Genomic DNA, 22,833 nt, shown 5'->3' with positions numbered 1-22,833 from the left:
CCGAACTCACCCCGGACTGTCGGAGCGGGTTCCTGCAGTCCGTAGCGTCCGGCGGCACCGTCTCGCGGCTTCGGCCGAGCCACCTCGCACCCGGGAGCAACGTCCCCCGAGCGATCCAACCACCTTGAAGAGCCGCGCGACCGCCTTCCTCGCCGCCTGCGACGGCCGCCTCGTAGATGACGCCACCGCGGGCCGCCTGGACTCGCACGGCCCGCACGCCAGGGCCGCGGCGGGGCCGACACCTGACAGGCCGCCAGCACCATCGGCGGAAGACCACGCGCACCCTCACGCCCTCGCTGGCGCCGAGCGCCGCCGACTACCGCACAGGTCGCATACGAGGCCTTCGCCAGTGGCCCGGTAGGAGGCCCAAGGGGGATCGTCGGTGGGTCACGGGCCGGGTGGAGTCGCCGGCATCGCTGCCTTTCTGTCACACCGGTGGGCCCGTGAGCCCCGGCCACTCGTGAAGCTTCGCATGTGGAAGCCCTGACCCGGCTGCGCCGAAGAGGCGCGGTCCGCTCCGATCGCGAGCGAGCCGGACGGGCCGTCAGTGAGCGTCATGAGGGCGTCCCCTGACGCGTGACATCGCTGGTGTCGGGTCGGGCCAGAGGCACAGCCGTGCGGCGTGCCTGCGGGTACGGCGGCCGTACAGCCGTCACGATCGCTTCGTCCCACATCCGGCCGCCCGCAGGAGCCCCGCATGTCCGACAGTGCCCCCGAGCCCCGTCCCGGTGCCCCGAAGGGAGTGCCCCTGGGCACCGGAGCCCGGCGGTGGCTGTTCCGCCCGCCACGGCGTCACGGCGAGGTGGACCCGGACCGCAGCGTCAGCTTCCTGGAACTCTTCTACGACCTGGTCTACGTCGTCCTGGTCGGCCAGGCGGCCCACACGCTCGCGGAGCACTTCACCTGGCGCGGCACGGCGACGTTCGCCGTGGTCTTCGGGCTGATCTGGATCGCCTGGCTGAACGGCACGCTCTTCTACGAACTGCACGGCCGGGAGGACGGCCACACCCGGTCCCTGATCTTCGTGCAGATGCTGCTGCTGTCCCTCATGGCGGTCTACGTCGGCCACGCGGACGGGGGCGACGGCCGCACCCTGGCGATCCTGTACGCGATCCTGCTCGCCCTGCTGAGCTACCAGTGGTTCTCCGTGTACCGGCTGGACAGACCGGAGCTGCGCAGGACCCCCCGCCGCTATCTGATCGTCATGGTCGTGGGCATCGTCGTGATGGCCGTCTCGGTGCCGCTGTCGGCCGACGCCCGTCTGGTCGTCTGGGCGGTCTTCGTCGTCGCGTGGTGTGCCGTGGAGTGTGTGATCCTCATTTCCTGGCGTAGGGCGCCGAGCTACGCCGTGGTGACGGAACCGCTGGTCGAGCGGTTCGGTCTGTTCATCATCATCGTGCTCGGCGAGGTGGTCATCGGTGTCGTGAACGGGCTGACGGACACCGAACGAGGTGCCCTGGTGACGACGACGGGCCTGCTGGGGCTCGCCGTGGGCTTCGGCTTCTGGTGGAACTACGCCGACCTGGTGGCCCGGCGCATGCCCCGCGAGACCGGTCACTCCCTGGCCACGTGGATCTTCGTCCATCTGCCGTTGTCGATGGCTGTGGCGGCCGCCGGGGCCGGCATGGTCGGCCTGGTGGAGCACGCCGCGGACGAGCGGACTCCCGTCGCCGTGAGCTGGCTGATGGGTGGATCGGTGGCCGTCATGCTCGTCACGATCGTGGTGCTGCTGCCCACCCTCTCGGACTACGACCGCCGTCCGTCCCTCCGAACGTCGGTGCAGACGGCACTCACCACGGCGGCCGCCGGCGCCCTCGTCGTCGGATGGGCCCGCCCCGTCCCGTGGCTCCTCGCCCTGGCCCTGCTCCTCCTGCTCTTCGCCTCCTGGGTATTCGCCTTCGTTCGCTGGCTGAGCGAGGGCTCCCTGATCAACGAGCGGCCTGCCGGCTGAAGGGCATGCGCCGAGTGGTGTGCCATCGCCAGGCGGACCGTCGGTCGGTCGCGGAGCAGGTGCAGCACCTACCGCACGAACACCTCTTGGTGCTGGAGGATGCCACCGTGCCGGAGCGTGGCTGAAGGGTGTCCCGCGACTGCCAGGCCGCGGCTGAGACGATCTTGCGGTGCCTGCTGTGATCACGGCGTCGGCAGTCGACTTGGGCAGCGCCGTTCACCGGGCTGAGCCCGCGCGTGTTCGCCAAGTTGACGCCTCACCCTGCGACGCCAGGACGAGGAGAGGAGGCCTTCGCGAAGGTAGGCATGGGGAGACTACGCAGAGCCGTGGGGCCTGGTGTCCGAGGCGCCGTGGCCGTCCGGCGTGCCGTATCGCGCGAGCATGGTCAGCACCGCTTGGTCGACCGCGTTGGCGACGGCGGTGTCGTCGGGTTCCCAGTGTGCGAGCAGCATCCGGGGCCAGAATACATAGTTGGAGATCATGCCGAGGAATTGGGTCGCCGCCGTCTCCGCATCGTCGAGCCGGGCTGTTCCGGCGGCGTCCTCCGCTGCCAGGTAGCGGCGGACCGTTTCGAAGTAGGGCATCTTGCCGAGCTTGAACTGGGTCTCGCCGAGCTCGGGGAATCGCGGTACCTCGGCGATGACGATACGGAAGAGGGCGGCCATGCCGGGCTGAGTGAGCAGGGCCACGTATCGGCGTCCGATGGTCTCAAGCCCGGCGCGGAGGTTCCCGGGCTCGGGGAGGGGCGCCTCCCCGTCGTCGACTTTCCAGTATTCGGTGACGATCGCCTCGAACAGGGCCGCCTTGGTGGCGAACTGCTTGAACAGGGTCGCCCTCGACACTCCGGCCGCCTCCGCGATGCGGGCCAGCGAGGTGCCGTCGTAGCCGGAGTCGAGGAACAGCTTCGTCGCCGCCTCGATGATGGACGTCCGCTTCTGCGCTGCCACGCGCCGGTGGTACTCCGAAGGCTGTGCCGTCATGCCCCCAGTATGCCCCTCGCTCCGAGGTGAGTCACTTGACTCTCCTCTAATTCTGCTCCTACCGTGAGTGGGGAGGTGAGTCACTCGGCTCACCATTGTGTGAGCCTGGAGGAGGAAGCAGCATGGAGCGCTTCGAAGGCCAGACCGTCGTCGTCACCGGCGGCAGCGGGGGTATGGGCAGCAGTCATGTGCGGGGCTACCACGCCGAAGGGGCGAACGTCGTCATCGCCGGCCGTGACGACGACGCCGGCCGCGATCTCGCTGCTCGTCTCGGTCAGCGAGCCCTGTCCGTCCACCTGGATGTCACCAGCGAGGACGACTGGGCGGCACTGGTACGAGAGGTCGAGAACCACTTCGGGCCGATCACCATCCTGGTGAACAACGCGGGCATCCAGAACCCGGCGGCCCCTGTCGAACACACCGAACTCCGGGCCTGGGAGCACACCATCGGTGTGAACGTCACCGGTCAGTTCCTCGGTATCAGGGCCGTGGCTCCGTCGATGCGCAGGGGCGGTGGCGGAAGCATCGTCAACGTAGCCTCGACCATGGCCCACGTCGGCACGGCCTTCTACGCCCCCTACACCGCAAGCAAGTGGGCCGTACGCGGGCTGACCAAGACGGCCGCGCTGGAACTGGGGCGGGACAACATCCGGGTCAACTCCATCCACCCCGGCGTCGTCTCCACACCGCTGATCCACGAACCCACCGTCGCAGGCCAGCCGGCCATCGCCGACCTCTACTCGCCCGATCCCTTCGCCATTCCCCGGCTCGCCGAACCGTCCGAGGTCACCCGCCTGTTGCTCTTCATCACGTCCCAGGACGCATCCTTCGCCACGGGCTCGGAATTCGTCCTGGACGGGGGTCTGCTGCTCGGCCCCGCACTCCGACCCGAAACCGGCATCGCAGCTTGAGCCGGCAGTGCAGGACGGACGTGCAGTCGGGGACGCCCATCAGGCCAGGACAGGACCATCTCCGGCAAGAACAAGCGGATCGCCGACAAGTGCACGGCAGACGTGAACACCGAGCCTGCCGGAATCCTGGCCCCCTCACTGCCTGCCGTGCCGACTGGACCCTGAACGGTCAGTTCGAGATCTCCCACCATGGGCTCCGGCGTTCGTGTGCATCTGTGATCCGGATCGGTTCGTGCGGGGTGCTGTGCTGGTACCGCGAACGCTCATCGTCGGTCACGAACCATGGGGCCGCGGGCAGGTCGGCTTCGGGGAAGGACTCCTGCACACAGAGGTACGTGAAGCTGATGGCGGCCCGCTGGCTGTCCGTGAGCGAGCGCACTGCACTGTCCGGGGCCCCGTCGAGGAGGCCGCGAGTTCCGGCTGGGGGAGCTGCGGCGTCTTCGATCGGCAGGGGGTGGTCGATGAGCCGCCGGTAGACGCTGACGACCTCCTCCATTCTGTAGCGTGGCCAGGTCGAGGACACGGGAGGGAGGAGGCTGGACAGTTCGCGTACGGTGAACGAGCCCCGGGCCCGGGTCCGCGCAGTCTGCCGGACGGCGTCCAGCCGGGACAGCCCGATCAGCCACTTGCTTCCGGCCCACCAGTTGATCAATGTCAACACGATCGCGAGAGCCACCAGCCAGCCATTGCCGCCCCAGTGAAGACGCGATGTGCCCCACCACCACGGTGGGACGGCCAAGAGGAGAAGGACGCCGGCACCCCGGGCCACCCAGGCGGACGGATCGCGATGCGACATCCGATAGCCGAACAGGGGTCGGCGTCGAGGAATGGCGCGCGAGACCAAACCGTGGACGAAAGCGTTGGCGCCGGTGGTGATCTCGTCGAACACCCAGCCCGCACGCTCAGCCGACGGCATGGCGGTCAGGTACTCCTCGATCTGGAGGGCGAGGAACCTCGCCGTGAACACGTGGGCGGCCGTCAACGCGGTGAAGACGAGCCACATCCGATCGATCGGCACAGAGACCGCGGCCACTTGAAGGGACTGACCGCCCGCCAGAAGGCGGGTGAGGACGACGGCGACGGCGAGCAGACCGCCGATGGCCAGGATCCGTTCCGCATTACGGGCTCCGGCCACGAGTCGCCGTTGCGCAGGACTGGGATCACTCACCGGCACACGATCGCCCATCTGCGGTGGTATTGCCAAGCTTCCACCCGCGCAGCGACGCCTGGTGGCCCGGGCATTCGGTCGTATGAGCGACGACGCCCGTCGTTGACGTCCGGGTCCCCGATATCCTGGCCCGATGGCGGACAGAACCGGCGGCGAGCCGCCCATCGACGGGCGCTCCACCCGGTGGGACGAGCACAAGGCGCAGCGTCAGCTCGAGCTGGTGGACGCGGCGGTCGCCCTCATCGAGGAGGAGGGCGCGCGGTTCCGGGTGCAGCGGCTCGCGGAGCGGGTGGGTCTGCCCCGGTCGGTCCTCTACCGGCACTTCAAGGACCGCGCCACGTTGGACGAGTTGATCCGCCGCCGGGTGGTGGAGTCGTTCATGCGGCGCATGGAGCCCACGCTCACCTTCGACGGCACGATCGAGGAAGCGATCCAACGGGTGGTCGGTGCGCACCTGGACTGGGTGGCCCAGCATCCGCGCCTTTACGCGTTCATGGGCGTCGGGGAGCACGCGATGGGCGACGGGTCGCTGGTCGCGGATACGAAGACGGCCATCGCGATGATGCTCGGTGACCGGTTCGCCGACGTGCTCAAGGCACTCGGGGTGAGTGAGGCGCCGATCCGTTCGGTGGCCATCGGGATCGTCGGGTTCGTCGACGCCTCGGTCAACCAGTGGGTGCGCGACGAGCGGCGCGAGCAGTCCGAGGAGGAGCTGCGGGCGATGCTCTGCCGTTCGGTGTGGGCGGTCCTGGACGCGACGCTGCGGGATCTGGGCGTGAAGCTGTCGCCGGATCAGCGCGTGGCGGACCTGGAGCGGTCCTGACCCCGCTCCACGTCCTCATGACAGCTGTCAGGCGCGTGCCGCCGGGTTCGCCTCCGCCGCCCGACGCAGGGCCTCTGTGTCCGTGAACTTGACGCGCGGGCGGCCCTGCGCCTTGCCCGCCTCCCGCTCGGCCCGGTCGATCGCCCGCCAGGCGTCCAGGTCGAGCGCCTGCGTCGTCGTACGGACGGTCCGCTCGGCCCCGCTGAGGCGGCCTGCCGCGAAGTCGTCCAGGAGTGACTCGACCGTTTCCTGCGCGCAGGACTTGTTCGTCCCGATGAAGCCGGTCGGGCCGCGCTTGATCCAGCCCGCGACATAGACGCCGGGCTCGACCCGGCCGGCTTCGTGCGGCACGGTCGCGCTCGCCTCGTCGAAGGGCAGCCCCGGCACGGGCCGTGCGCGATAGCCGACGGAGCGCAGGACGAGGCCGGTCTCGAGGACCTGTGTGCCGCCGGCGGGGCGGGCGCGGACGGTGCCGTCGTCATCGGTGTACAGCTCCGTGGGGGTGATCTCCAGGGCGCGTACGGACGTGTCACCGGTGATCCGCAGCGGGCTGGTCAGGAAGCGCAGGACGATGCGGCGGCGGCCCTCGGCCGGTGTCCGGGCGGCCAGATCCGCGAGCAACCGGGTCTTGTCGCTGGTGTCCGGGTCCAGGCCTTCGGGCCAGCCTTCGACCAGCACGTCCACGTCCTTGAGCGCGGAGAGCGCGAGGAGTTCGGGGACGGTGAACGCGGACTGGGCGGGTCCGCGGCGGGCCAGGAGCACGACCTCGCGGACGTCGCTGGTGCGCAACGCGGCGAGCGCGCGGTCGGAGATGTCGGTGCGGGCGAGCGCGTCGGGGTCCGCGGTGAGGATGCGGGCGATGTCCAGGGCCACGTTGCCGTTGCCGACGACGACGGCGCGTTCGGTGTCCAGGGGATGGTCGTCGTGGGCGCGGTCGGGATGACCGTTGTACCAGCCGACGAAGTCGGTCGCGGAGACGCTGCCGCGAAGGTCCTCTCCCTCGATACCGAGGCGTCTGCCGGCCGAGGCGCCGACGGCGTAGATCACCGCGTGGTGCTCGCGCAGGAGGTCGGTGTGGGTGAGGTCGGTGCCGAGTTCGACGCCGAGCCGGTAGCGGAAGCCGGTCTGCGACTCGATCGTCCGGAAGAGCTGGGTGACCTGCTTGGTGTCCTGGTGGTCCGGGGCGACACCGGCCCGCGCGAGCCCGTACGGCGTCGGCAGCCGGTCGTGGACGGTGACGCGCACTCCGGGGTGGCGGAGCAGTTCGTCGGCGGCGAACATCCCGGCGGGGCCCGCGCCGACGACCGCCACGGACAACTCGGCGGTGGGCAGTTCGCGTCGGCGCGGCACGACGTACATGGGGCTTCGGTCGGTATGCGGGTTCCGCTTGTAGTAGTCGGCGTTCAGCTGGAGGAACGGCAGTTCGCCCTCGCCGAGCTTGGTGTGAGGCTTGAGCGCGTCGACGGGGCAGGCCGTCGTGCAGGCACCGCAGTCCACACAGGTGCGGGGGTCGACGTAGAGCATCTCGGCCGTGCCGAAGCCGGGCTCGCCGGGCGCGGGGTGGATGCAGTTGACCGGGCATGCCAGCACGCAGGAGGCGTCGGCGCAGCAGGATCGGGTGACGACGTACGGCACGGCGGCCTGTCTCCGTTCGGTGGTGGAGCGGTCGGTCTGTCAGTCGGCGTGCAGGGCGGGCTCGCCGCGGAAGCGGGCGGGGCGGCCGTCGATACGCAGCGCCTTCCAGACCGGCCGTGACACCTTGTTCATCAGGCCGATGTCCTCGGCGAGCATCCGTACGTCGGAGAAGAGGTCGTGCAGCATTCTGCGGCCGGCCTCGGACTTCCAGAAGACGTCCTTGATCACCCAGCCCGGGATGCCGACCTGCGCGGCGGACTTGCGGTCCGGGATCATGATGACGTCGCACAGGACCCGCATGATCACCGGGAAGAGGACGGAAAGTGCGCCGCGGCGGGCCTTGCGCATGTGGGGGACACGCAGGCGCAGGAACTCGTGCGCGAAGGAGATGTGCCGCGCCTCCTCGGCTATGTGGATCTGCATGATCCGCTGCGGCAGGGGGTGGACGGGTTCGCCGCTGCGCAGGGCCGACTTCTGAAGGTGGTCGATGGGCTCCTCACCGGCGAGGATGCCGGTGAAGAACGCCTCCGGGTAGAGCGATCCGGCCAGCGGCAGGAAGCGGCTGACCTTGCGGAACCAGCGCTTGCCGCCGGCGGTGTCCACGCCGGTCCGGTTGACCAGCTCCTGGAACATCTGGGTGTGGTGGGTCTCCTCGGTGATCTCGTGGGTGAGGTAGCGGAACTCCTCGTCGCGGTTGCCGAGTTCGTAGAGGTAGTCGAGGGCGCCGCGCATGAGGATGTTCTCGAACTGCATGCCCACCTTGGCGATGACCGCCCAGCGCCAGATGCCGATCCGGATCTGCGTCTCCAGTGGCTGTTCCCGGTACCAGGGATGCGCGCCGAGGGCGTCCGCGCTGGTGAGCACCCAGCGCGGGTCGCTCGTGTCGACGGCGAACTCGGGGTCGTCCCACTGGATGTCTTTGAAGGCGTTGAAGTTGACGTTCACGGACCCCTCGGACAGGGTCCGCAGGCGCTCGTCGTACAGCTTCCTGGTCAGGTTCGCGGTCATCGTCGTCCTCGGTTCCTGTTGTACGGCCGTACGGTCAGGCGGCGCGGGTCGGGGCGTCCTGGGCCACGCCCGCCTTCTCGAAGCGCAGTGCGCTGTCGTTGATCGGGGCGTCCCGGAGCAGGGCACGGTCGCGGTAGTAGTTGTTCCACAGCCGCCAGGGGTCGCGGGTGCCCTGCCGTGGCATGACCTCGTTGGCTCGGGCGATGTAGCCGGAGGTCAGCGCCTCGCCCATGACGGAGAACTCCGAGCGGTCGGAGTCGGAGGCGACCGGGGTGGCGATGGCGTGGCCATGGCGCCGCATATGGGCGATCAGGCGGGCCGTGTAGGCACCCGCGAGGTCCGCCTTGAGGGTCCAGGAGGCGTTGGTGTAGCCGATGACGAGCGACATGTTGGGCACGCCCTCGAGGAGGACGGCCTTGTAGAGGACACGGTCCTTGACGTCCACCGGCTGACCGTCGACCGACAAAGTCATGCCACCCATGAGGCGGACGGTCAGGCCGGTGGCGGTGACGACGATGTCGGCCTTAATCTCCTGGCCGGACTTCAGCCGGATGCCGTCGGCGGTGAACGTGTCGATCTGACCGGTGGCGATCGACGCCTCGCCGCGCTTGAGCACCTTGAACAGGTCGCCGCCGGGGACGACGCACAGGCGCTGGTCCCAGGGCTTGTAGTCCGGGCTGAAATGGCGCAGGTCGACGCTTCTGCCGGCCTGGGCGCGAACCAGACCCAGGAGCACCTTGCGGGCGAGTCGCGGATACTTGCGGCAGAAGGCGTAACTACCGCGCTGGAGCGCGATGTTGCGGGCGCGGACCACCTTGTGTGTCAGGCGGGCGGGGGCACGCAGCTTCTGCAGGACGGAGGTGAGCGGGTCGACCTCGGGCAGCGTGAGGACGTAGGTGGGGGAGCGCTGCACCATGGTGACGTGCGCGGCGGTGCCGGCCAGCGCGGGCAGCAGGGTGATGGCGGTGGCGCCGGAGCCGATGACGGCGACGCGCTTGCCGGTGTGGTCGAGGTCCTCGGGCCAGTGCTGCGGGTGGACGAGCGTGCCCTCGAAGGCCGCCTCGCCGGGAAACCGCGGCCGGTAGGGGGTGTCGTAGTCGTAGTAGCCGGTCGCGCCGACGAGGTAGCCCGCGCTGTAGGACTCGCGCGCACCGGTGGACTCGTCCTCGACCTCGACGGTCCACCGGCCGGTGGCGTGCGAGAAGTCGGCGCTGATCGCGCGGCGCCCGAAGCGGACGCGGTCCAGGATGCCGCCGTCGGCCGCGGCGTCCTCCACGTACTGCCGGATCTTCGCACCGTCGGCGAGGATGCGCTTGTCGCGCCAGGGGCGGAAGCCGAAGCCGAAGGTGGGCATGTCGGAGTCGGAGCGGATGCCGGGATACCGGAAGAGGTCCCAGGTGCCGCCGACCCGGGCGCGGCGCTCGAGGAGTACGAGCGAACTTGCCGGGTTGTCGCGCAGGACATGGCGGGCGGCGCTGATGCCGGATATGCCTGCGCCGATGACCAGGACGTCGGTGTGGATCTGCTCCATCGTGGGGGGTCCTTCGCTCACGGGCCTCACGGAGAGGGAGGGGCGGAGATGCGCCCCGCCGCCGGGGGCACAGCAGTTGGTCGGACACGTGGTTCCACTTCTGCGTGTGATGGCAATTTACCTGCGACACGCTGTTGCAGCTACCCCCGGTAACGTGCCCTAGGTCACATTCTTGATGAGGGCTCGCCGCTTCTCGGGCCGCAGAATCCGAGTCCCGGGCACCGGACGCGACCGGTCCGTGCGAGGACGCCGAGGTGCTCCCGGACTCCGCGGACCGACGCCTGCCGAGGGGGCCTGTTTCCCCTGACGACCGAAACGTCCGCACCGATGACGCCGCCTACGCGCAGACCGAGGTATGACGGGGGCAGCCGACGGCCGCGAGCGGGTCCTGACCGCCCGGGCACGGTGCCCCCGTGCGGCGATCGTCTGCCGGACAGGCGCGCGACGACGGCGGGAGGGCGACCGGTCGGCAGACACAGCATTCATCCCGCTTCGCCGGTGGGTTCCCTCGGCTTGCTCCGCGCGCCGGCGATGCGCGGCTTCGGGTGATCGATCATGGCCCGGACGGCTTGGTGATCTGCGCGTGCGGAACATTAAGGTGGGAGGCGAGGCGAGGGAGGAAGCGGTGAGAGCGACACGCGCGGTGGAGACGCTGGATGAGGTCGATGTCGGTGACCATGTGTGTCAGCTTCTGGATGTGACGGACGATCTGATGGTCCGAAGCCGGGCCTTTGTCGCGGACGGAGCTCTGTTCGGCGACAAGGTGCTGATCGTCTCGCCCTCCGCGCAGGTCACGACTGATGCCGTCGCTCTCGTACTCGATCCGACGCGGCTCGAGGAATCCCTTCTCGCGGTGGTGCGCCGGGAGGCGGCCAGCGCCGAGAGCGAGGGGTACCGGACTCTACGGGTGCTGAACCATGTGACAGGTGAAGCCGCCGGCGGTGACGAGGAGCGGCTGCTGCGCAGTGAGCTGGAACTGGAAGAGTTCGCGGCTGACAGCGGCGCGTCTGTGGTCTGCGCCTATCAGAGAGGCCACTGGGATGCTGCCCTTCTCGACAAGCTCAGATGTGTGCACCCCCATCACCTGGGCAGCCGACCGAAGTCGCCCTCGTTTCAGCTCTACCGGGCGGGGAAGGGCGGCTGGACTGTGAAGGGGATCGTCGACACCGACGGTGCCGTGGCTTTCGGTGCGATCCTGCTCACGCTACTGCGGCAGACGACCACGGTGCGGCTGCGGTGCCAGAGTCTGGACTTCTTCGACGCAGCCGGCATGAGCGCCCTTGCCGATGCCGCTCGAGCGCTGCCCGATCGCAAGATCGTGCTGGAGGGAACCAATGAGACCGTACGCCTGGCTTGGAAGCTGTCCGGCTTCGCAGACCCTTCCATCCCCGTGGTGATGACGCCATGACCTCCTCCGAAACCCACACCACACCGTCACCGTCCGGGGAGGGATACAGGCACGAGCTGTACCCCTACGAGGGCAGCGAGGAATACCTCCAGGGCACCCTGGGCTTCATCCGGGAGGCCCGGGACGGTGGAGAGGCTGTCGTCGTCGCCGTTCCCGAGGAGAAGGCCGCCCTCTTGCGTGCCGAGATGCCCGGGGACGACAAGGTTCGCTACGTCGAGACCAGCGCGGTGGCTCACCACCCGGGCCGACTCATCGAGGCGTGGCAGGAATGGATCAAGGCGCACACCGCCGTAGGCCGGCCTGTGCGCGGGATCGGCGAATCCCCCTGGGGCGAGGTGCGCAGTCCTGCGGAGGCGGAAGAACTGCGCTACCACGAGTGGCTGCTGAACAAGGCGTTCTCCGTCGGCCCCGCGTGGTGGCTGCTGTGCCCGTACGACATCGCGGGCGAAGGGGCTGCGCTGGAGCGAATGTCCCGCTGCCATCCCACCATCCGTACTGACGGCCGCAGCGAAACGAGCGAGACCTACGACCCGCAGGCACCCTTCGACTTCAGCCCGCTCAGTCTCCCCTGTTCCCCCTACGAGGAGTTCGCCTACAGCCGAGGTGATCTTCCCGCGCTCAGGGAGAAGATCGCCTCCTGCGCCGAACAGCTCGGGCTGGAAGGGGCCCGCCTGCGCGAGCTGCATCTGGCGGCGACCGAGATTGCCGCCAACAGCATCCGACACGGCGGGGGCCAGGGCGTGTTGCGGATGTGGAGCCAGGAGCAGCGCCTGGTGTGCGAATTCCGCGACGCCGGCTTTATCGACGATCCGCTCGTGGGCCGTTCACGGCCCACCCGCACCCAGGTGGGCGGTCGGGGCCTCTGGCTCGCGCACCAGCTGTGCGACCTGGTCGAGATCCGTTCGACCCCTGACGAAGGAACCACGATTCGTCTGCACACCGGAGTGACGTACTGAGACTGCAAGGGTGGCGCCGCCGGTGCCTGCGACCGTGATGGTGGCGCCGGCGCCGTGGTCTTCGGCTAGGCGGCCAGGAGTTCGGCCAGACCTTCCACTGGCACCTGCTGGACAAGGGCATCGGACACGTCCGCATCAAGGCCCCGCACACCGCGGCTGAACGGCAAGGTCGAGCGATCCCTCCGCATCGACTCGGAGGAGTTCTACCGGCTGCTGGAGAGCCAGGTCGTCGACGACGTCAACTACCATCGCCCACACGGCGTCCTCGCTGGCCGGACCCCATGCGAACGCCTACGACAGAAAGCCCAAGACCCACTGTCATAGGCGTCCGTCAGCTACACAGCCCTTAGCTGGTGCTGCAGGTGACTGTGGGCCAGGTCCAGTTTCCGTTGGTCTGGATGGTGGCGCCCCAGGTGTTGCCGTTGCCGTTGGGCTTGGCCACGAGGGTTTGTGCGTCGGGGTAGCTTGCGCTGATGTTCCAGGTGGCCAGCACCTTTTCGGGTGAGGGCACCTTCATCGTGACGGTCCAGTTGTTGGATCCGTTGACGGAGACGTTCAGGTTGTAGCGGTCGTTGTACTTGGTGCCGGCCGACAGCGTTGCCGTGCAGCCACCGCCACCGCCACCACCGTCGCCGGGGCCGCCATCGGGTGCGACAGCGCGGCCGGTGCTCGGGGAGATCATGCCGGTGCAGAGGTTGCGGCTGGCCAGGGACTGCGCGATGCGAGGGATGGCGGCGAGTGTGTTGGAGGGCCACTCGTGCATCAAGATGACCTGGCCGTTGGTGAGGCGGCCGACAGCTTGCACGATGGCGTCGGTGCTGGCGTTGTTCCAGTCCTGGGAGTCGACATCCCAGAGGACTTCGGTGAGGCCGTAACGGGATTCCACCGACCTCACCGTCGAGTTCGTCTCGCCGTACGGAGGGCGGAACAGTTTCGGTGTGCCGCCGCCTGCTGAGGCGATGGCCGCTTGGGTCCGGGAGATCTCGGAGTCGATCTGGGATTCGCTCTGCTGGGTCAGGTGGGGGTGCGTGTAGCTGTGATTTCCGACCCACATTCCAGCGTTGACCTGTGCCTGGACTTGAGCGGGGTAGGCAGCCGCGTATTGGCCCTCATTGAACATGGTGGCCCGGAGTCCATTTTGTTTGAGGGCGTTGAGCAGGGCGGGGGTGTGGTCGTTGGACGGTCCGTCGTCGAACGTGAGGGCGACGTAGCCGTTGCAACTGGCAGCCTGGGCCGGTGCGGCACTTCCTGCGACGAGGGAGCCGGCCATGAGCATCCCGGCCACAAGCGCGTAACCGGTGGCGATGGCTGCTAATGGCTTCCGGGGTGTGCGAGGCATGAGGTGTTTTCCTCCTGGGAGGTACGGGCAGGCGGGGGTGGCCTGCCCGTTGTCATGTGAGGAGTTGCGGCTAGCTGGTGCTGCAGGTGACCGTGGGCCGTACGTGCCCCCGTCACTGGTGACGGCCCCCATGGACACCGAGCCGCCGCCGTCGCTCCAGCGCGCGTAGGGGTAGCCGCTATTGGTGCCGGCCTGGTTGGTGGCGTCGGCGCTGGCGGTGGCCGGCAACGCCACCGCTGCGTTGACGACCGCGAGTGCACAAAGCCGGCTGAAGAGGGAGAGCAGACGCACTCGAGGCCGGTCAGGAGGCTCCCGACAGTCTGAGCGGATGAGTGGTGCATGCCTTCCTTCCTGGGTTGGGACTTACAGGAGGGAGATCACGGATGCTGCCCGGAAGACCACGCCCGCGCCGAGGGGCACGTTCGTTGGGTGCGGTCCAGGGGCCATGGCGGACGGGCTGGGAGGTTCGGATCGATGTCGGCACCGTTCATGAGGAACCTGGGGCGTCTGCAGCGGCCGAAGGTGAAGCAATCGACCTACAGGCACCAGGAGTCCCCTCGTCGTTACGGAGGAGGGTTCGAACGCTGGAGAGTATGGGCGGGGTTCAAGTACACAGTCAATGACAAAGTTTCCGAAAGTTTCTCGAAACATGAGTAGGCTGACCGGGGAGCTGTTGACGAATGTTTCGGACTCTCGGAAAGGGGTGGCGAACGCCCATGTGGACCCAGGTTGGGTGTCGTGGGGCGACGCCGGTCCGATGTAGGGCGCGGTGGATCAGTGACCGAAAGAGTCGCAGTGCCGTGAACGCACGTGTCGGCGGTGTCGGCGGTGCGTGGTAGGAGTGTGTCGGCCAGGCGGGTCCGCAGAAGCCTCGGCATTCCGTCGGCGTCCTGGGGTGGCCCCGCCAGGTGAGCCAGCGCCGCTCGAAGACTGCAGCAGTGATGCCGGGCTCCGGGAGCGTTGGAGCTGAGCACGTCGGGACTCGACAGAGGAGCGCACCGTTGATGGAAGCGACACCTGCCCTGCTTGAACGCCTCCAAGTGGCCGGTCTGAGCGACGTCGTTGCAATCGAGCCAGTTGCCGGAGGCTTCGCGGCGACCTCGGGACTTGTGCACTGTGGTGACGGCACGTCAGTGTTTGTCAAGGCGTTCGGTGAGCCACCGTCGGACGGCGCGTTCGCCGCCGAGGCGGAAGGGCTCACCGTGCTGTGTGAGGCCGGCGGTGTGACCACGCCCGAGATCATCCTTGTGGACCGCGACTTGCTCGTGCTGTCCATGCTGCAGCCGCAGCCCGGGACCGAGACCTTCTGGGAGCGGCTCGCGCATGTGCTTGCGCACCTGCACACCAGCACTCGGTACCCCCGATTCGGGTGGCACCGGGACAACTGGCTGGGGCGCCGTCGGCAGATCAATACCTGGGAGGATGACGGCTTCGAGTTCTTCGCCCAGAATCGGTTGTTGCGCTGGCTGGACGAGCGTCGCGTTCAAGAGGCGTTGGATGCCGCCGACCGGATGGCGCTGGAGCGTCTGTGCGAGCGATTGCCTGAGCTGCTGCCGATCAAACCCGCCTGTTTGACGCACGGAGATCTGTGGGCCATGAACGTCATGGCGACTGCTGACGGCCGGCCTGCACTCATCGACCCGGCCGTGTCGTACACGTGGGCCGAGGTCGACCTGGCCCACCTGTGGACGACGGCGCCGCCGCCTGAGGCGCACGTGTTCTTCACGCTGTACGCCGAGCTCACCGGCCTCGACCGCGGCTGGCGCGAACGCATGCCGATTCTCCAGCTGCGCCAGCATCTGGCTGTGATCGCCCAGTTCGAGCCCGACTGGGGGGCCGTCGACATCGTGCGCGCCACGCTCGCCCCGTTCCGGCGACGGCTGTGAAGTGATCTGAACACACCGCAGACGCGATCCTGGTTCTACGGCCGAGGTCAGTGTGACCGGTGTTTCGCGTCGCCGGAACCGACGGGCCGGCGTTATCGACGCAGACCTGTCGTGGCATGACACCCACCTCCAGCGACAGGGGCTGCTTCCACCTCCCTCGATCGAACATGATTCGAACGCTGTGGAGCGAACCGATCTTCAGGTATATCGCGGACCGTTCGCCTCGCCTGCCGCTTACCTCCGTGGTGCGATGGAACGGGGGAGAGGAGGAGAGAACGGTGGTCCCACCAGCAGCGGAGCGCAAGAGTGGAGCGGTCCCTGCATCAGTCCGCCCGCTGGGTGAGATGGACCTGGATCGGGCCGATGAGATCTGCAGGGTCGCCTTCGGGACCTTCCTGGGGGCACCTGATCCGTTCGGGACCGTGGACTACGTCCGTACGCGCTGGGCGGCCGATCCACAGGCGGCGTTCGCGGCGACGGTCGAGGGTGAAGTAGTGGGATCGAACTTCGCCACCAACTGGGGCAGCGTCGGGTTCTTCGGTCCGCTGACTGTACGTCCGGATCTGTGGGACCAAGGCATCGGCAGGCGCCTGATGGAGCCGGTCATGGACTGCTTCGACGCCTGGGGGAACAGCCACCTCGGCCTGTTCACCTTCTCGCACAGCCCCAAGCACCTTGAGCTCTACCGCCGGTACGGATTCTGGCCCCGATTCCTCACGGCCATCATGAAGAAGCAGGTCGCAGAAGCTGCCGCAGTGCCCGGCCGGGTGCTGTATGGCGAACTGCCCGCTGCCGAGCAGCCCGATGCGCTGAGTCTCTGTCGAGCACTGACCGGAGCCGTCTACGAGGGCTTGAGCCTGGAACGAGAGATCGTGGCCGTGCACACGCAGGGACTCGGTGACACCATCCTGCTGCACGGCGCCGGCTCCGAGCTCGACGGCCTGGCCGTCTGCCACTGCGGAGCCGGGTCGGAGGCCGGCACGGACGTGTGCTTCGTCAAATTCGGTGCCGTACGTCCGGGTCCGGGGGCTGCTGACCGGTTCGAGCGATTGCTCGACGCGTGCGAGCGGCTGGCTGCTGAGCGCGGGCTGGACCAACTGGACGCCGGCATGAACCTGGGCCGCCCCGATGCCTACCGGCGCATGATCGACCGTGGGTTCCGCACCTGGTTGCAGGGTGTGACCATGCACAGGCCCAACCAACCCGGGTACAGCTACCCCGCCGCCTATGTGATCGACGACTGGCGCTGAGACCACCGCCGCGCTCGATCCGCCAGGAAGGCCCGGTGCTATCGGAACCCGTGAACATTCCGAGCCAGTGCCGAGGGCAAGACACCTCGCCGACCGCTGGCGCATCGCGTACTCGTCACGCCGACCACCCGCGGGACCTGTGGCTGGGGTTTTGGGGCGACCTGCTCAACGGACGTTCGCCGTATGCAGGAGACGTCTTCGCACGTGAAGCGCCGTACACGAAGTCGCAGGACCACCCGCCGCCCTATCACGGGAAGATCGGCGGGGAATCACAGGTAGGAGCCGTGCAACCCAACGCTTCCTTCTGAGTCCGGGAGCTGTCGGGGTGGACGGTGACAGTTCCTGGCGTTCTGAGGCCCGGCGGCTGCTCGCCGGTGGGCGGCGATCAGTGGACGTGCGGGCCCCCGGTGGACCGGGGCTTGCCGCGAGGCACGAGCCCCAGGGCGACGACGGCGCCGGCCCCGGCGGCCACCGCGCACACCGTGAACGCGTCACGGAATCCGGCTGCCGAACCACGCGCGAAGCCGGAGGCGGCGACGGTGGAGACGACGGCGACGCCGATCGAGCCTCCCACCTCGTGGAAGGTGTTGACGACGCCGGAGGCGAGGCCCGACTCGGCGGGCTCCACCATGGTCAGGGCGGTCGTCATGGCCGTGACGAGGACCGCGCCGATACCGAGGGCGGCGATCACGAAGCCCGGCAGCAGCCCGGCGTACACGTTGCCGGTCTGGGACAGCCGGGTCAGCGGGATGGTCCCGGTGGCGGCGAGGGCCATGCCGGCGGCGGCCGTCGGACGGCTGCCGATCGTGCCGACGAGCCGGGAGGCGAGGTGTGCGCCGATGCCGGTGGCCACGGCGACGGGCAGGAACACCAACCCGGTGCGCAGCGGGCTGAGGCCGCGGATGTGCTGGAGGTAGACGGATCCGAGGAAGAAGTACGAGATCAGCAGCGCGGTGGCGATCAGCATCAGGAACGCGCCCGCGAGCACCGGCCGCCGGGTGAACATCCGCAGGTCCATCAGCGGTGCCCGACTGGCGCGCTCGACCGCTGCGAAAACCGTGTACGCGGCCGCCGCACCGGCCAGCGCCAGCAGGGTCGAGGGGTCCGTCCAGCCACTGTCCCCCGCTTCGACCAGACCGTAGATCAGGGAAGCCGTGCCCGCGGTGACGAGGAGCGCTCCGGGTACGTCGAGTCGTACGGGCTGCGGGGCACGGATAGGAATGACGGCAGGCAGGACGACCAGCAGGAGTAGTCCGACCGGCACGTTGATGAAGAACACCCAGGGCCAGCCGGGCCCGTCGGTCAGGGCCCCGCCGAGGAGTACGCCGGCCGCGGAGCCGGTGCCGCCGATCGCGGCCCAGACACCGAGAGCCTTGTTGCGTTCGGCGCCGTGGAAGGTGGAAGAGACCAGGGAGAGCGCGGCCGGGGACAGCAGGGCCGCACCGACGCCCTGGCCGATCCGGCCGCCGAGCAGCATCGGGGCGCTCTGGGCCAGTCCGGTGAGCAGCGAGGCCGCGGTGAACAGTGCGAGTCCGGTGAACAGGATGCGGCGGGCGCCCAGAGCGTCGGCGAGTCGGCCGCCGAGCAGCATCAGCCCGCCGAAGCACAGGGTGTAGGCGGTGACGACCCAGGTCAGCGTGGACCGGCCGAGATCGAGATCGGCAGCCATGTCGGGCAGGGCGACATTCACGACGGTGACGTCGAGGACCAGCATGAACTGGGCCGCGCAGATGAGAACGAGCGCGGTCCAGCGGCGGGGGTCGGCGGGCGGATGGTCCTGCTGGACCGAGTGATGAGTACTGGCCGGGGAGTGGGTCATGGCGGGTCCTTCGGACGTTTGTCGGCGGTCGGATCTGGTGCAACGGTCAATGGAGAAGCAGGGCTGCGGCCGCACTCGACTCTGAACTGAACCATACTGTTCAGTTCACATGAACTCAACAGTTCAGGTGAACTGCTAGGGTCGCGGTATGAGCGTGAAAGGTGTCAGACAGCCCCCCAGCGGCCCCCGTGCGGAGGTGAAACGGCAGGCCATCGTCCGGGCCGCTCGCGCGTTGTTCCTGCGGGACGGCTTCAGCGTGGGGATGGACACCATCGCCGCCGAAGCCGGCGTGTCGAAGGTGACTGTCTACAACCACTTCGGCAGCAAGGAAGCCCTGTTCATCGCGGTGATCACGGACGCTCTGGATGAGCCGCTCGCCGGGGAGTCGTCGGCCGCGCTGGAGGGGCTGGCGGCTGCCGAGGACCTGCGGACCGCCCTCGTCGATGCCGCCCGGACCTGGATCCGCGCCGTGCGCACGAACGACGAGGTCTCAGCGTTGAGGAACCTCGTCGCCGCAGAGGTCCACCGTTTCCCTGAACTGGGCAGGGCTTGGCGGCACCGCGGCACGGAGAGCCACCATCCCGCCGTCGCGGGAGCTCTGCAGGCCCTGGCCGAGCAGGGGCGGCTGGAGATCTCCGACCTGGAGGTGGCGATCATCCAGTTCTACGGCTTGCTGGTCTTTCCGCACATGGTCTTCAGCTCCTACGGCACGGACATCGATGAGGACCTGACAGACCGTCTCATCATCGGGGGAGTGGCCATGTTCCTCGACCACTACAGCCCTGCAGGCGCCTGAACGCCTCTTGAACTCGCCTCGACGGAACTCGGTTGCCGTTCAGACTTGCTGCTCGAACTCCAAGGCGTTGTACCGGCGCGCGGCGATGTCCTCGCGGGTGCCGACAATCAGAGTCTGGGTGTAGACGTGGCGGTCGATCGACTGTCCGTGTATTTGGGCAAGGAGGACGCGGTCACCTTCGTCCGGTGGTGACTGCCAAGGGCTGGAGTGGCCGCCGAGTTGGACTGCGACTCCGTGTGAGGCGCCGCCGGCTGCCTCTTTGCGCACGGCGTCCTCGAAGTCGTCCAGGGTGTCGTCGCGGTCGCCGTCAAGGTCCAGGTACGCGCTGGTCGCCGGGCTGTCGCGCCAGTCGGGTGAGACGGTCAGCCCCGGAACCGCATACAGAACGTCCGGCTGGTAGACCTTGACCTGCTCTGGTTCCCCGTAGAACTCGTAGGTCGCCGAGTGTTGTGTGGTTCGCACGCCGGCGGGAACGTGCAGCACCGCCGACGACTCCGGCTCGTACTCGATCGTGATGAAGAACAACAGGTAGCCGTCCTGCGGAAGTTCGATGTCCAGGGCTTCGCGGGGGAGAGCTGCGCAATCGACGGTCAGTATCAGCGGGTCGCGCCCATCGGGCCAGTCGACGCCGTCCGGCAGGCAGGGAAGGCCTCCCGTGCGCGCGGCGGGACGGGCCGCCCGCTGCTTGTCGGGCGTCAGGTCCTGGATGGGGACCAGGTGGAGGCACGGCCGGGATTCGGCCAGCAGCTCCTGCCCTACGGGGCCGGGAACGCCATGCCTTTGGGCCGCCCTCAGGACGAGCTCTTCCACGGTCGGAGTGGTCATGACCGCGATCATGCCAGGACCGACTGACATCGACAGGCCTCAACTCCCGTCGGCAGGTGGCAGGTTCCTGCCCTGGGGCCGTCACCCGGAGCCCGTGCCGGATCGACTTGTTCGGCGGCAGCCAGGAACGCCTGCCGGCCCGGAGTCACGCCCTGGCTGACAAGACGCCGCACATGTACGCCGCACCGCGTCCCCGTCCCCCCGATGGCGGCTAGTTTCAAGCTCGTCGGTGGTGGGGCCGCCGGGGTCGGCCGTGCCCCACCACCTTCGAGGTGGAACCGTCAGGTCAGCCGGTCAGTCGGAAGGACTGGGCCGTCGAGCCGGAGCAGCTCTGCTGGGACAGCTTCGCACCGTTGGCGGTGGAAGATCCGTCCACAGTCAGGCACTTGTCGCTGTGCCGGGCCACGAAGCGGTACTGCCCCGAGGTGAGGGGCTCGGCACGCCACTGCTGGTTGGTGCCGCCGACGTAGTCCCACAGGTGCACCTTGGTCCCGTCCGCGGTCGCGCCGGCGCCGCCGTCCACATCCCAGGACTTGTTGTTGTGCTGGTTGACCACCTGGTAGTAGCCGTCACCGACGGAGCGGAACTGCCACTTCTCGTTGGCCCCGTCGCCGCACGACCACTGCTGGAGCGGGGTGCCATTCGTGGTGCCCCAGTCAGTGGCGTCCAGGCAAGCGCCGCTGTTGGTGTTCGCCACCCGGTACCAGGCGCTGGTGTCGATCGGGCCAGTCGGGTCACCGCCGCCGGACGGGTTCCACACGAAGGTGGCGACCGCGCCACTCGGCAGGGTGTAGGTGAGGGAGCGACCGTTGTCAGTGATGGAGAAGCGCTGCGTCCCGCCGGTGTTCACCACGTAGGCGACGCGTGTGCCGTCCGGGTTCTGGAAGGCGACGTTCTGGATCCCCCCGCCACCCTGGCTGGTGGAACCGATCCGGGTGGCGCCGACCTTGACGAACTTGCTGATGTGGCCGAGCGAGTAGTACTCCGCACCCCGGTTGACATTGCCGTTCGCGATCTCGACCACGCCGTTGCAGCGGTTGGCGCAGTGCCCCTGGTGCGGGCCGCCGTTCTGGTCGAGGGCGAGGTTCCAGGTCACCACGGTCTCGCCGCCGTTGCGCATGTTCTGCACGACGAGGTTCTCCGCCTGCCAGCGCAGGCTGTCTGCGAACGTGGTAGCCGGATTGGAGCTGTCGGTCCCGGAGCACTCGGTGAAGAAGACGCGCTTGCCCGCGTTGACGACCTGTTGCTGGGCGGAGGGCTGTCCACCGTAGCAGTGGAAGGCTGCGCCGATGATGCGGTTGATCCCGGATGTTCGGGAGAACACCTCGAGGGGGTAGTTGGGGTGGTCCCAGTTGTGGTCGAAGGCGAGGAGGTTCGTCGGCAGTGAGGCGGCGGTGAGCTTGGGGTCGAGGACTCTGAGGAAGTCAGCCTGCTGCGTCGAGGTCATGGACATGGAGGGATAGCTGGTGGCGAACTCGGGTTCGTTCTGGACGCTCAGGTCGGTGAGTGTGATGCCCTCCTGCCGGTAGGCCTGGATGGTCTTGACCAGGTAGTCGGCGTAGGAGCCGTAGTTCTCGGGTTTGAGGCTGCCGCCGTTGAGCGAGTTGCTGGTCTTCATCCACCCCGGAGGTGACCAGGGGGTTCCCATGAAGCGGATGGACGGGTTGACGCCGAGCGCCTGCTTGATCACTGGAATGATCTCTGCCCGGTCCCGGTCGATGGAGAACTGACCGGGCGTGTCCTCGTACGAATGCGGGTTGTTCGTGGCGTCGAAGTCGCTGCTGCCCAGCGGCTGGCGCAGGTAGGAAAGGCCGATCCCGTCACCCGAGGTCGAGAACAGCGACCGCATGAGGTCGTTGCGCCTGTCCTGCGGCAGTTGCTGTATGAGGTGGGCCGACGCGCCGGTGACCGAGGCGCCCGCACCCGTGTACCTCTGCCCCCGAGCGTTCGCGTCGATGCGGATGTCGACGGACTGCGGGGAGCCGGTGAAAGGTGCGCTGCCGTCCGAGCTGAGCTTGCGGGCGCCGTCCGGGGTCGTGATCCACACCTGGGCGACGGGATCAGCGGCCTGTGCGGTTCCACCACTCGTGAGGCCAAGACCGGTGACGGCCAGAGCCAGGACGAGCGCAGCCGCCCGAGCTCTGGGCGGGCGGGTCCTGAGGTGGTTTGACACGGTGCGGGTCTCCTTCGGTCGGTGACGCGTGGGGGGGTATACCGATCGGCTCGCCGGAGCGGGGAGGAGGACGAGCCGACCGGGCTCGAAGGGTGGTGCACTCGGGGTCGCGCGGGCAGGCATGGAGGCCGGACGCGGGAGAGGGGAGGCATTTCTGCCTTCCGGCCCGTCGCATTGGTACGCGTCCACCGCCGGCGAATCGCCGCCCGACTGGGTGACGGCCCCGTCCTGTGCGCTCCGCACCCAGCCGACGGGCGGCACAAAACAGCCCAACTCCGATGATTTGAAGTCCTGTTGCCGAGGGAGAAGGCATGAGGCTCCTCATGGGCGCAACAACGAGTGGGCGACATGAAAACACACTTACTAAGTACTTA

General features: G+C 68.3%; 17 protein-coding genes. 8 read left to right on the top strand and 9 right to left on the bottom strand.

The window, feature by feature from the left end; all coding sequences use genetic code 11:
• The first annotated feature begins 697 nt into the window (after window positions 1-697).
• Window positions 698-1,951: a low temperature requirement protein A gene (locus KBY32_RS13430; protein ID WP_210980153.1), complete on the top strand. Its 1,254-nt coding sequence runs from the start codon at window positions 698-700 to the stop codon at window positions 1,949-1,951.
• A 314-nt stretch (window positions 1,952-2,265) separates the two neighbouring features.
• Here the strand turns inward: KBY32_RS13430 and KBY32_RS13425 are convergent, their stop codons facing one another.
• On the bottom strand, window positions 2,266-2,931 hold the full coding sequence (locus tag KBY32_RS13425; RefSeq protein ID WP_210980152.1) for a TetR/AcrR family transcriptional regulator: 666 nt from the start codon (window positions 2,929-2,931) through the stop codon (window positions 2,266-2,268).
• A 122-nt stretch (window positions 2,932-3,053) separates the two neighbouring features.
• On the opposite strand from KBY32_RS13425, the gene KBY32_RS13420 reads away from it, so the two are divergent.
• Window positions 3,054-3,842, top strand: a complete 789-nt coding sequence (locus KBY32_RS13420) for an SDR family NAD(P)-dependent oxidoreductase (protein ID WP_210980151.1) — start codon at window positions 3,054-3,056, stop codon at window positions 3,840-3,842.
• Window positions 3,843-4,011: 169 nt separating this feature from the next.
• Here the strand turns inward: KBY32_RS13420 and KBY32_RS13415 are convergent, their stop codons facing one another.
• Window positions 4,012-5,010 carry a hypothetical protein gene (locus tag KBY32_RS13415; protein WP_210980150.1) on the bottom strand — a complete coding sequence of 333 codons (999 nt, stop codon included), beginning with the start codon at window positions 5,008-5,010 and terminating at the stop codon, window positions 4,012-4,014.
• Between the two features lie 133 nt (window positions 5,011-5,143).
• On the opposite strand from KBY32_RS13415, the gene KBY32_RS13410 reads away from it, so the two are divergent.
• Window positions 5,144-5,833 (top strand): TetR/AcrR family transcriptional regulator, encoded by a 690-nt coding sequence (locus tag KBY32_RS13410; RefSeq protein WP_210980149.1) that lies wholly within the window; start codon window positions 5,144-5,146, stop codon window positions 5,831-5,833.
• 27 nt (window positions 5,834-5,860) lie between these two features.
• Here KBY32_RS13410 and KBY32_RS13405 read toward each other — a convergent pair whose 3' ends face one another.
• Genes KBY32_RS13405 through KBY32_RS13395 form a run of 3 tightly spaced genes read right to left on the bottom strand, consistent with a single transcriptional unit; the run spans window position 5,861 to window position 10,007 of the window.
• On the bottom strand, window positions 5,861-7,468 hold the full coding sequence (locus KBY32_RS13405; protein WP_210980148.1) for an FAD-dependent oxidoreductase: 1,608 nt from the start codon (window positions 7,466-7,468) through the stop codon (window positions 5,861-5,863).
• Between the two features lie 39 nt (window positions 7,469-7,507).
• A complete protein-coding gene (locus KBY32_RS13400; protein WP_210980147.1) occupies window positions 7,508-8,476 on the bottom strand; it encodes a diiron oxygenase in 969 nt (322 codons plus the stop codon).
• 34 nt (window positions 8,477-8,510) lie between these two features.
• A complete protein-coding gene (locus KBY32_RS13395; RefSeq protein WP_210980146.1) occupies window positions 8,511-10,007 on the bottom strand; it encodes an NAD(P)/FAD-dependent oxidoreductase in 1,497 nt (498 codons plus the stop codon).
• 625 nt (window positions 10,008-10,632) lie between these two features.
• On the opposite strand from KBY32_RS13395, the gene KBY32_RS13390 reads away from it, so the two are divergent.
• Together KBY32_RS13390 and KBY32_RS13385 are read left to right on the top strand one after the other, a co-directional pair.
• Window positions 10,633-11,415 carry an MEDS domain-containing protein gene (locus tag KBY32_RS13390; protein WP_210980145.1) on the top strand — a complete coding sequence of 261 codons (783 nt, stop codon included), beginning with the start codon at window positions 10,633-10,635 and terminating at the stop codon, window positions 11,413-11,415.
• The gene (locus KBY32_RS13385) at window positions 11,412-12,371 is read left to right on the top strand and encodes a sensor histidine kinase (RefSeq protein WP_210980144.1); all 960 of its coding nucleotides are present in this window, start codon (window positions 11,412-11,414) and stop codon (window positions 12,369-12,371) included. Before KBY32_RS13390 ends, KBY32_RS13385 begins: the two co-directional genes overlap by 4 nt.
• Before the next feature lie 346 nt (window positions 12,372-12,717).
• Here KBY32_RS13385 and KBY32_RS13380 read toward each other — a convergent pair whose 3' ends face one another.
• A complete protein-coding gene (locus KBY32_RS13380; protein ID WP_210980341.1) occupies window positions 12,718-13,710 on the bottom strand; it encodes a polysaccharide deacetylase family protein in 993 nt (330 codons plus the stop codon).
• Between the two features lie 1,004 nt (window positions 13,711-14,714).
• On the opposite strand from KBY32_RS13380, the gene KBY32_RS13375 reads away from it, so the two are divergent.
• Window positions 14,715-15,596, top strand: coding sequence for a fructosamine kinase family protein (locus KBY32_RS13375; protein WP_210980143.1), 882 nt, complete (start codon window positions 14,715-14,717; stop codon window positions 15,594-15,596).
• A 344-nt stretch (window positions 15,597-15,940) separates the two neighbouring features.
• Entirely contained in the window at window positions 15,941-16,846 is a 906-nt protein-coding gene (locus tag KBY32_RS13370; protein ID WP_210980142.1) for a GNAT family N-acetyltransferase, read from the top strand.
• A gap of 385 nt (window positions 16,847-17,231) precedes the next feature.
• Here the strand turns inward: KBY32_RS13370 and KBY32_RS13365 are convergent, their stop codons facing one another.
• A complete protein-coding gene (locus tag KBY32_RS13365; RefSeq protein WP_210980141.1) occupies window positions 17,232-18,665 on the bottom strand; it encodes an MFS transporter in 1,434 nt (477 codons plus the stop codon).
• Window positions 18,666-18,813: 148 nt separating this feature from the next.
• Between KBY32_RS13365 and KBY32_RS13360 the strand changes: the two genes are divergently transcribed.
• On the top strand, window positions 18,814-19,461 hold the full coding sequence (locus tag KBY32_RS13360; protein ID WP_210980140.1) for a TetR/AcrR family transcriptional regulator: 648 nt from the start codon (window positions 18,814-18,816) through the stop codon (window positions 19,459-19,461).
• A gap of 39 nt (window positions 19,462-19,500) precedes the next feature.
• Here the strand turns inward: KBY32_RS13360 and KBY32_RS13355 are convergent, their stop codons facing one another.
• Together KBY32_RS13355 and KBY32_RS13350 are read right to left on the bottom strand one after the other, a co-directional pair.
• Window positions 19,501-20,286, bottom strand: a complete 786-nt coding sequence (locus tag KBY32_RS13355; RefSeq protein ID WP_210980139.1) for a DUF1963 domain-containing protein — start codon at window positions 20,284-20,286, stop codon at window positions 19,501-19,503.
• Window positions 20,287-20,572: 286 nt separating this feature from the next.
• The gene (locus tag KBY32_RS13350) at window positions 20,573-22,399 is read right to left on the bottom strand and encodes an RICIN domain-containing protein (RefSeq protein ID WP_247689454.1); all 1,827 of its coding nucleotides are present in this window, start codon (window positions 22,397-22,399) and stop codon (window positions 20,573-20,575) included.
• Window positions 22,400-22,833 lie beyond the last annotated feature (434 nt).

Source organism: Streptomyces sp. RK62 (genome assembly GCF_018070255.1).
In the GTDB taxonomy this organism is placed as follows: domain Bacteria; phylum Actinomycetota; class Actinomycetes; order Streptomycetales; family Streptomycetaceae; genus Streptomyces; species Streptomyces nigra.
This window is presented reverse-complemented; position numbering and strand designations above follow the sequence as displayed.

Coding starts and splice junctions, on each gene's coding strand:
- KBY32_RS13375 (WP_210980143.1), top strand. CDS start 14,715: ATGGAAGCGACACCTGCCCTGCTTGAACGCCTCCAAGTGGCCGGTCTG.
- KBY32_RS13420 (WP_210980151.1), top strand. CDS start 3,054: ATGGAGCGCTTCGAAGGCCAGACCGTCGTCGTCACCGGCGGCAGCGGG.
- KBY32_RS13410 (WP_210980149.1), top strand. CDS start 5,144: ATGGCGGACAGAACCGGCGGCGAGCCGCCCATCGACGGGCGCTCCACC.
- KBY32_RS13430 (WP_210980153.1), top strand. CDS start 698: ATGTCCGACAGTGCCCCCGAGCCCCGTCCCGGTGCCCCGAAGGGAGTG.
- KBY32_RS13425 (WP_210980152.1), bottom strand. CDS start 2,931: ATGACGGCACAGCCTTCGGAGTACCACCGGCGCGTGGCAGCGCAGAAG.
- KBY32_RS13395 (WP_210980146.1), bottom strand. CDS start 10,007: ATGGAGCAGATCCACACCGACGTCCTGGTCATCGGCGCAGGCATATCC.
- KBY32_RS13370 (WP_210980142.1), top strand. CDS start 15,941: ATGGACCTGGATCGGGCCGATGAGATCTGCAGGGTCGCCTTCGGGACC.
- KBY32_RS13365 (WP_210980141.1), bottom strand. CDS start 18,665: ATGACCCACTCCCCGGCCAGTACTCATCACTCGGTCCAGCAGGACCAT.
- KBY32_RS13385 (WP_210980144.1), top strand. CDS start 11,412: ATGACCTCCTCCGAAACCCACACCACACCGTCACCGTCCGGGGAGGGA.
- KBY32_RS13380 (WP_210980341.1), bottom strand. CDS start 13,710: ATGCCTCGCACACCCCGGAAGCCATTAGCAGCCATCGCCACCGGTTAC.
- KBY32_RS13400 (WP_210980147.1), bottom strand. CDS start 8,476: ATGACCGCGAACCTGACCAGGAAGCTGTACGACGAGCGCCTGCGGACC.
- KBY32_RS13360 (WP_210980140.1), top strand. CDS start 18,814: ATGAGCGTGAAAGGTGTCAGACAGCCCCCCAGCGGCCCCCGTGCGGAG.
- KBY32_RS13355 (WP_210980139.1), bottom strand. CDS start 20,286: ATGACCACTCCGACCGTGGAAGAGCTCGTCCTGAGGGCGGCCCAAAGG.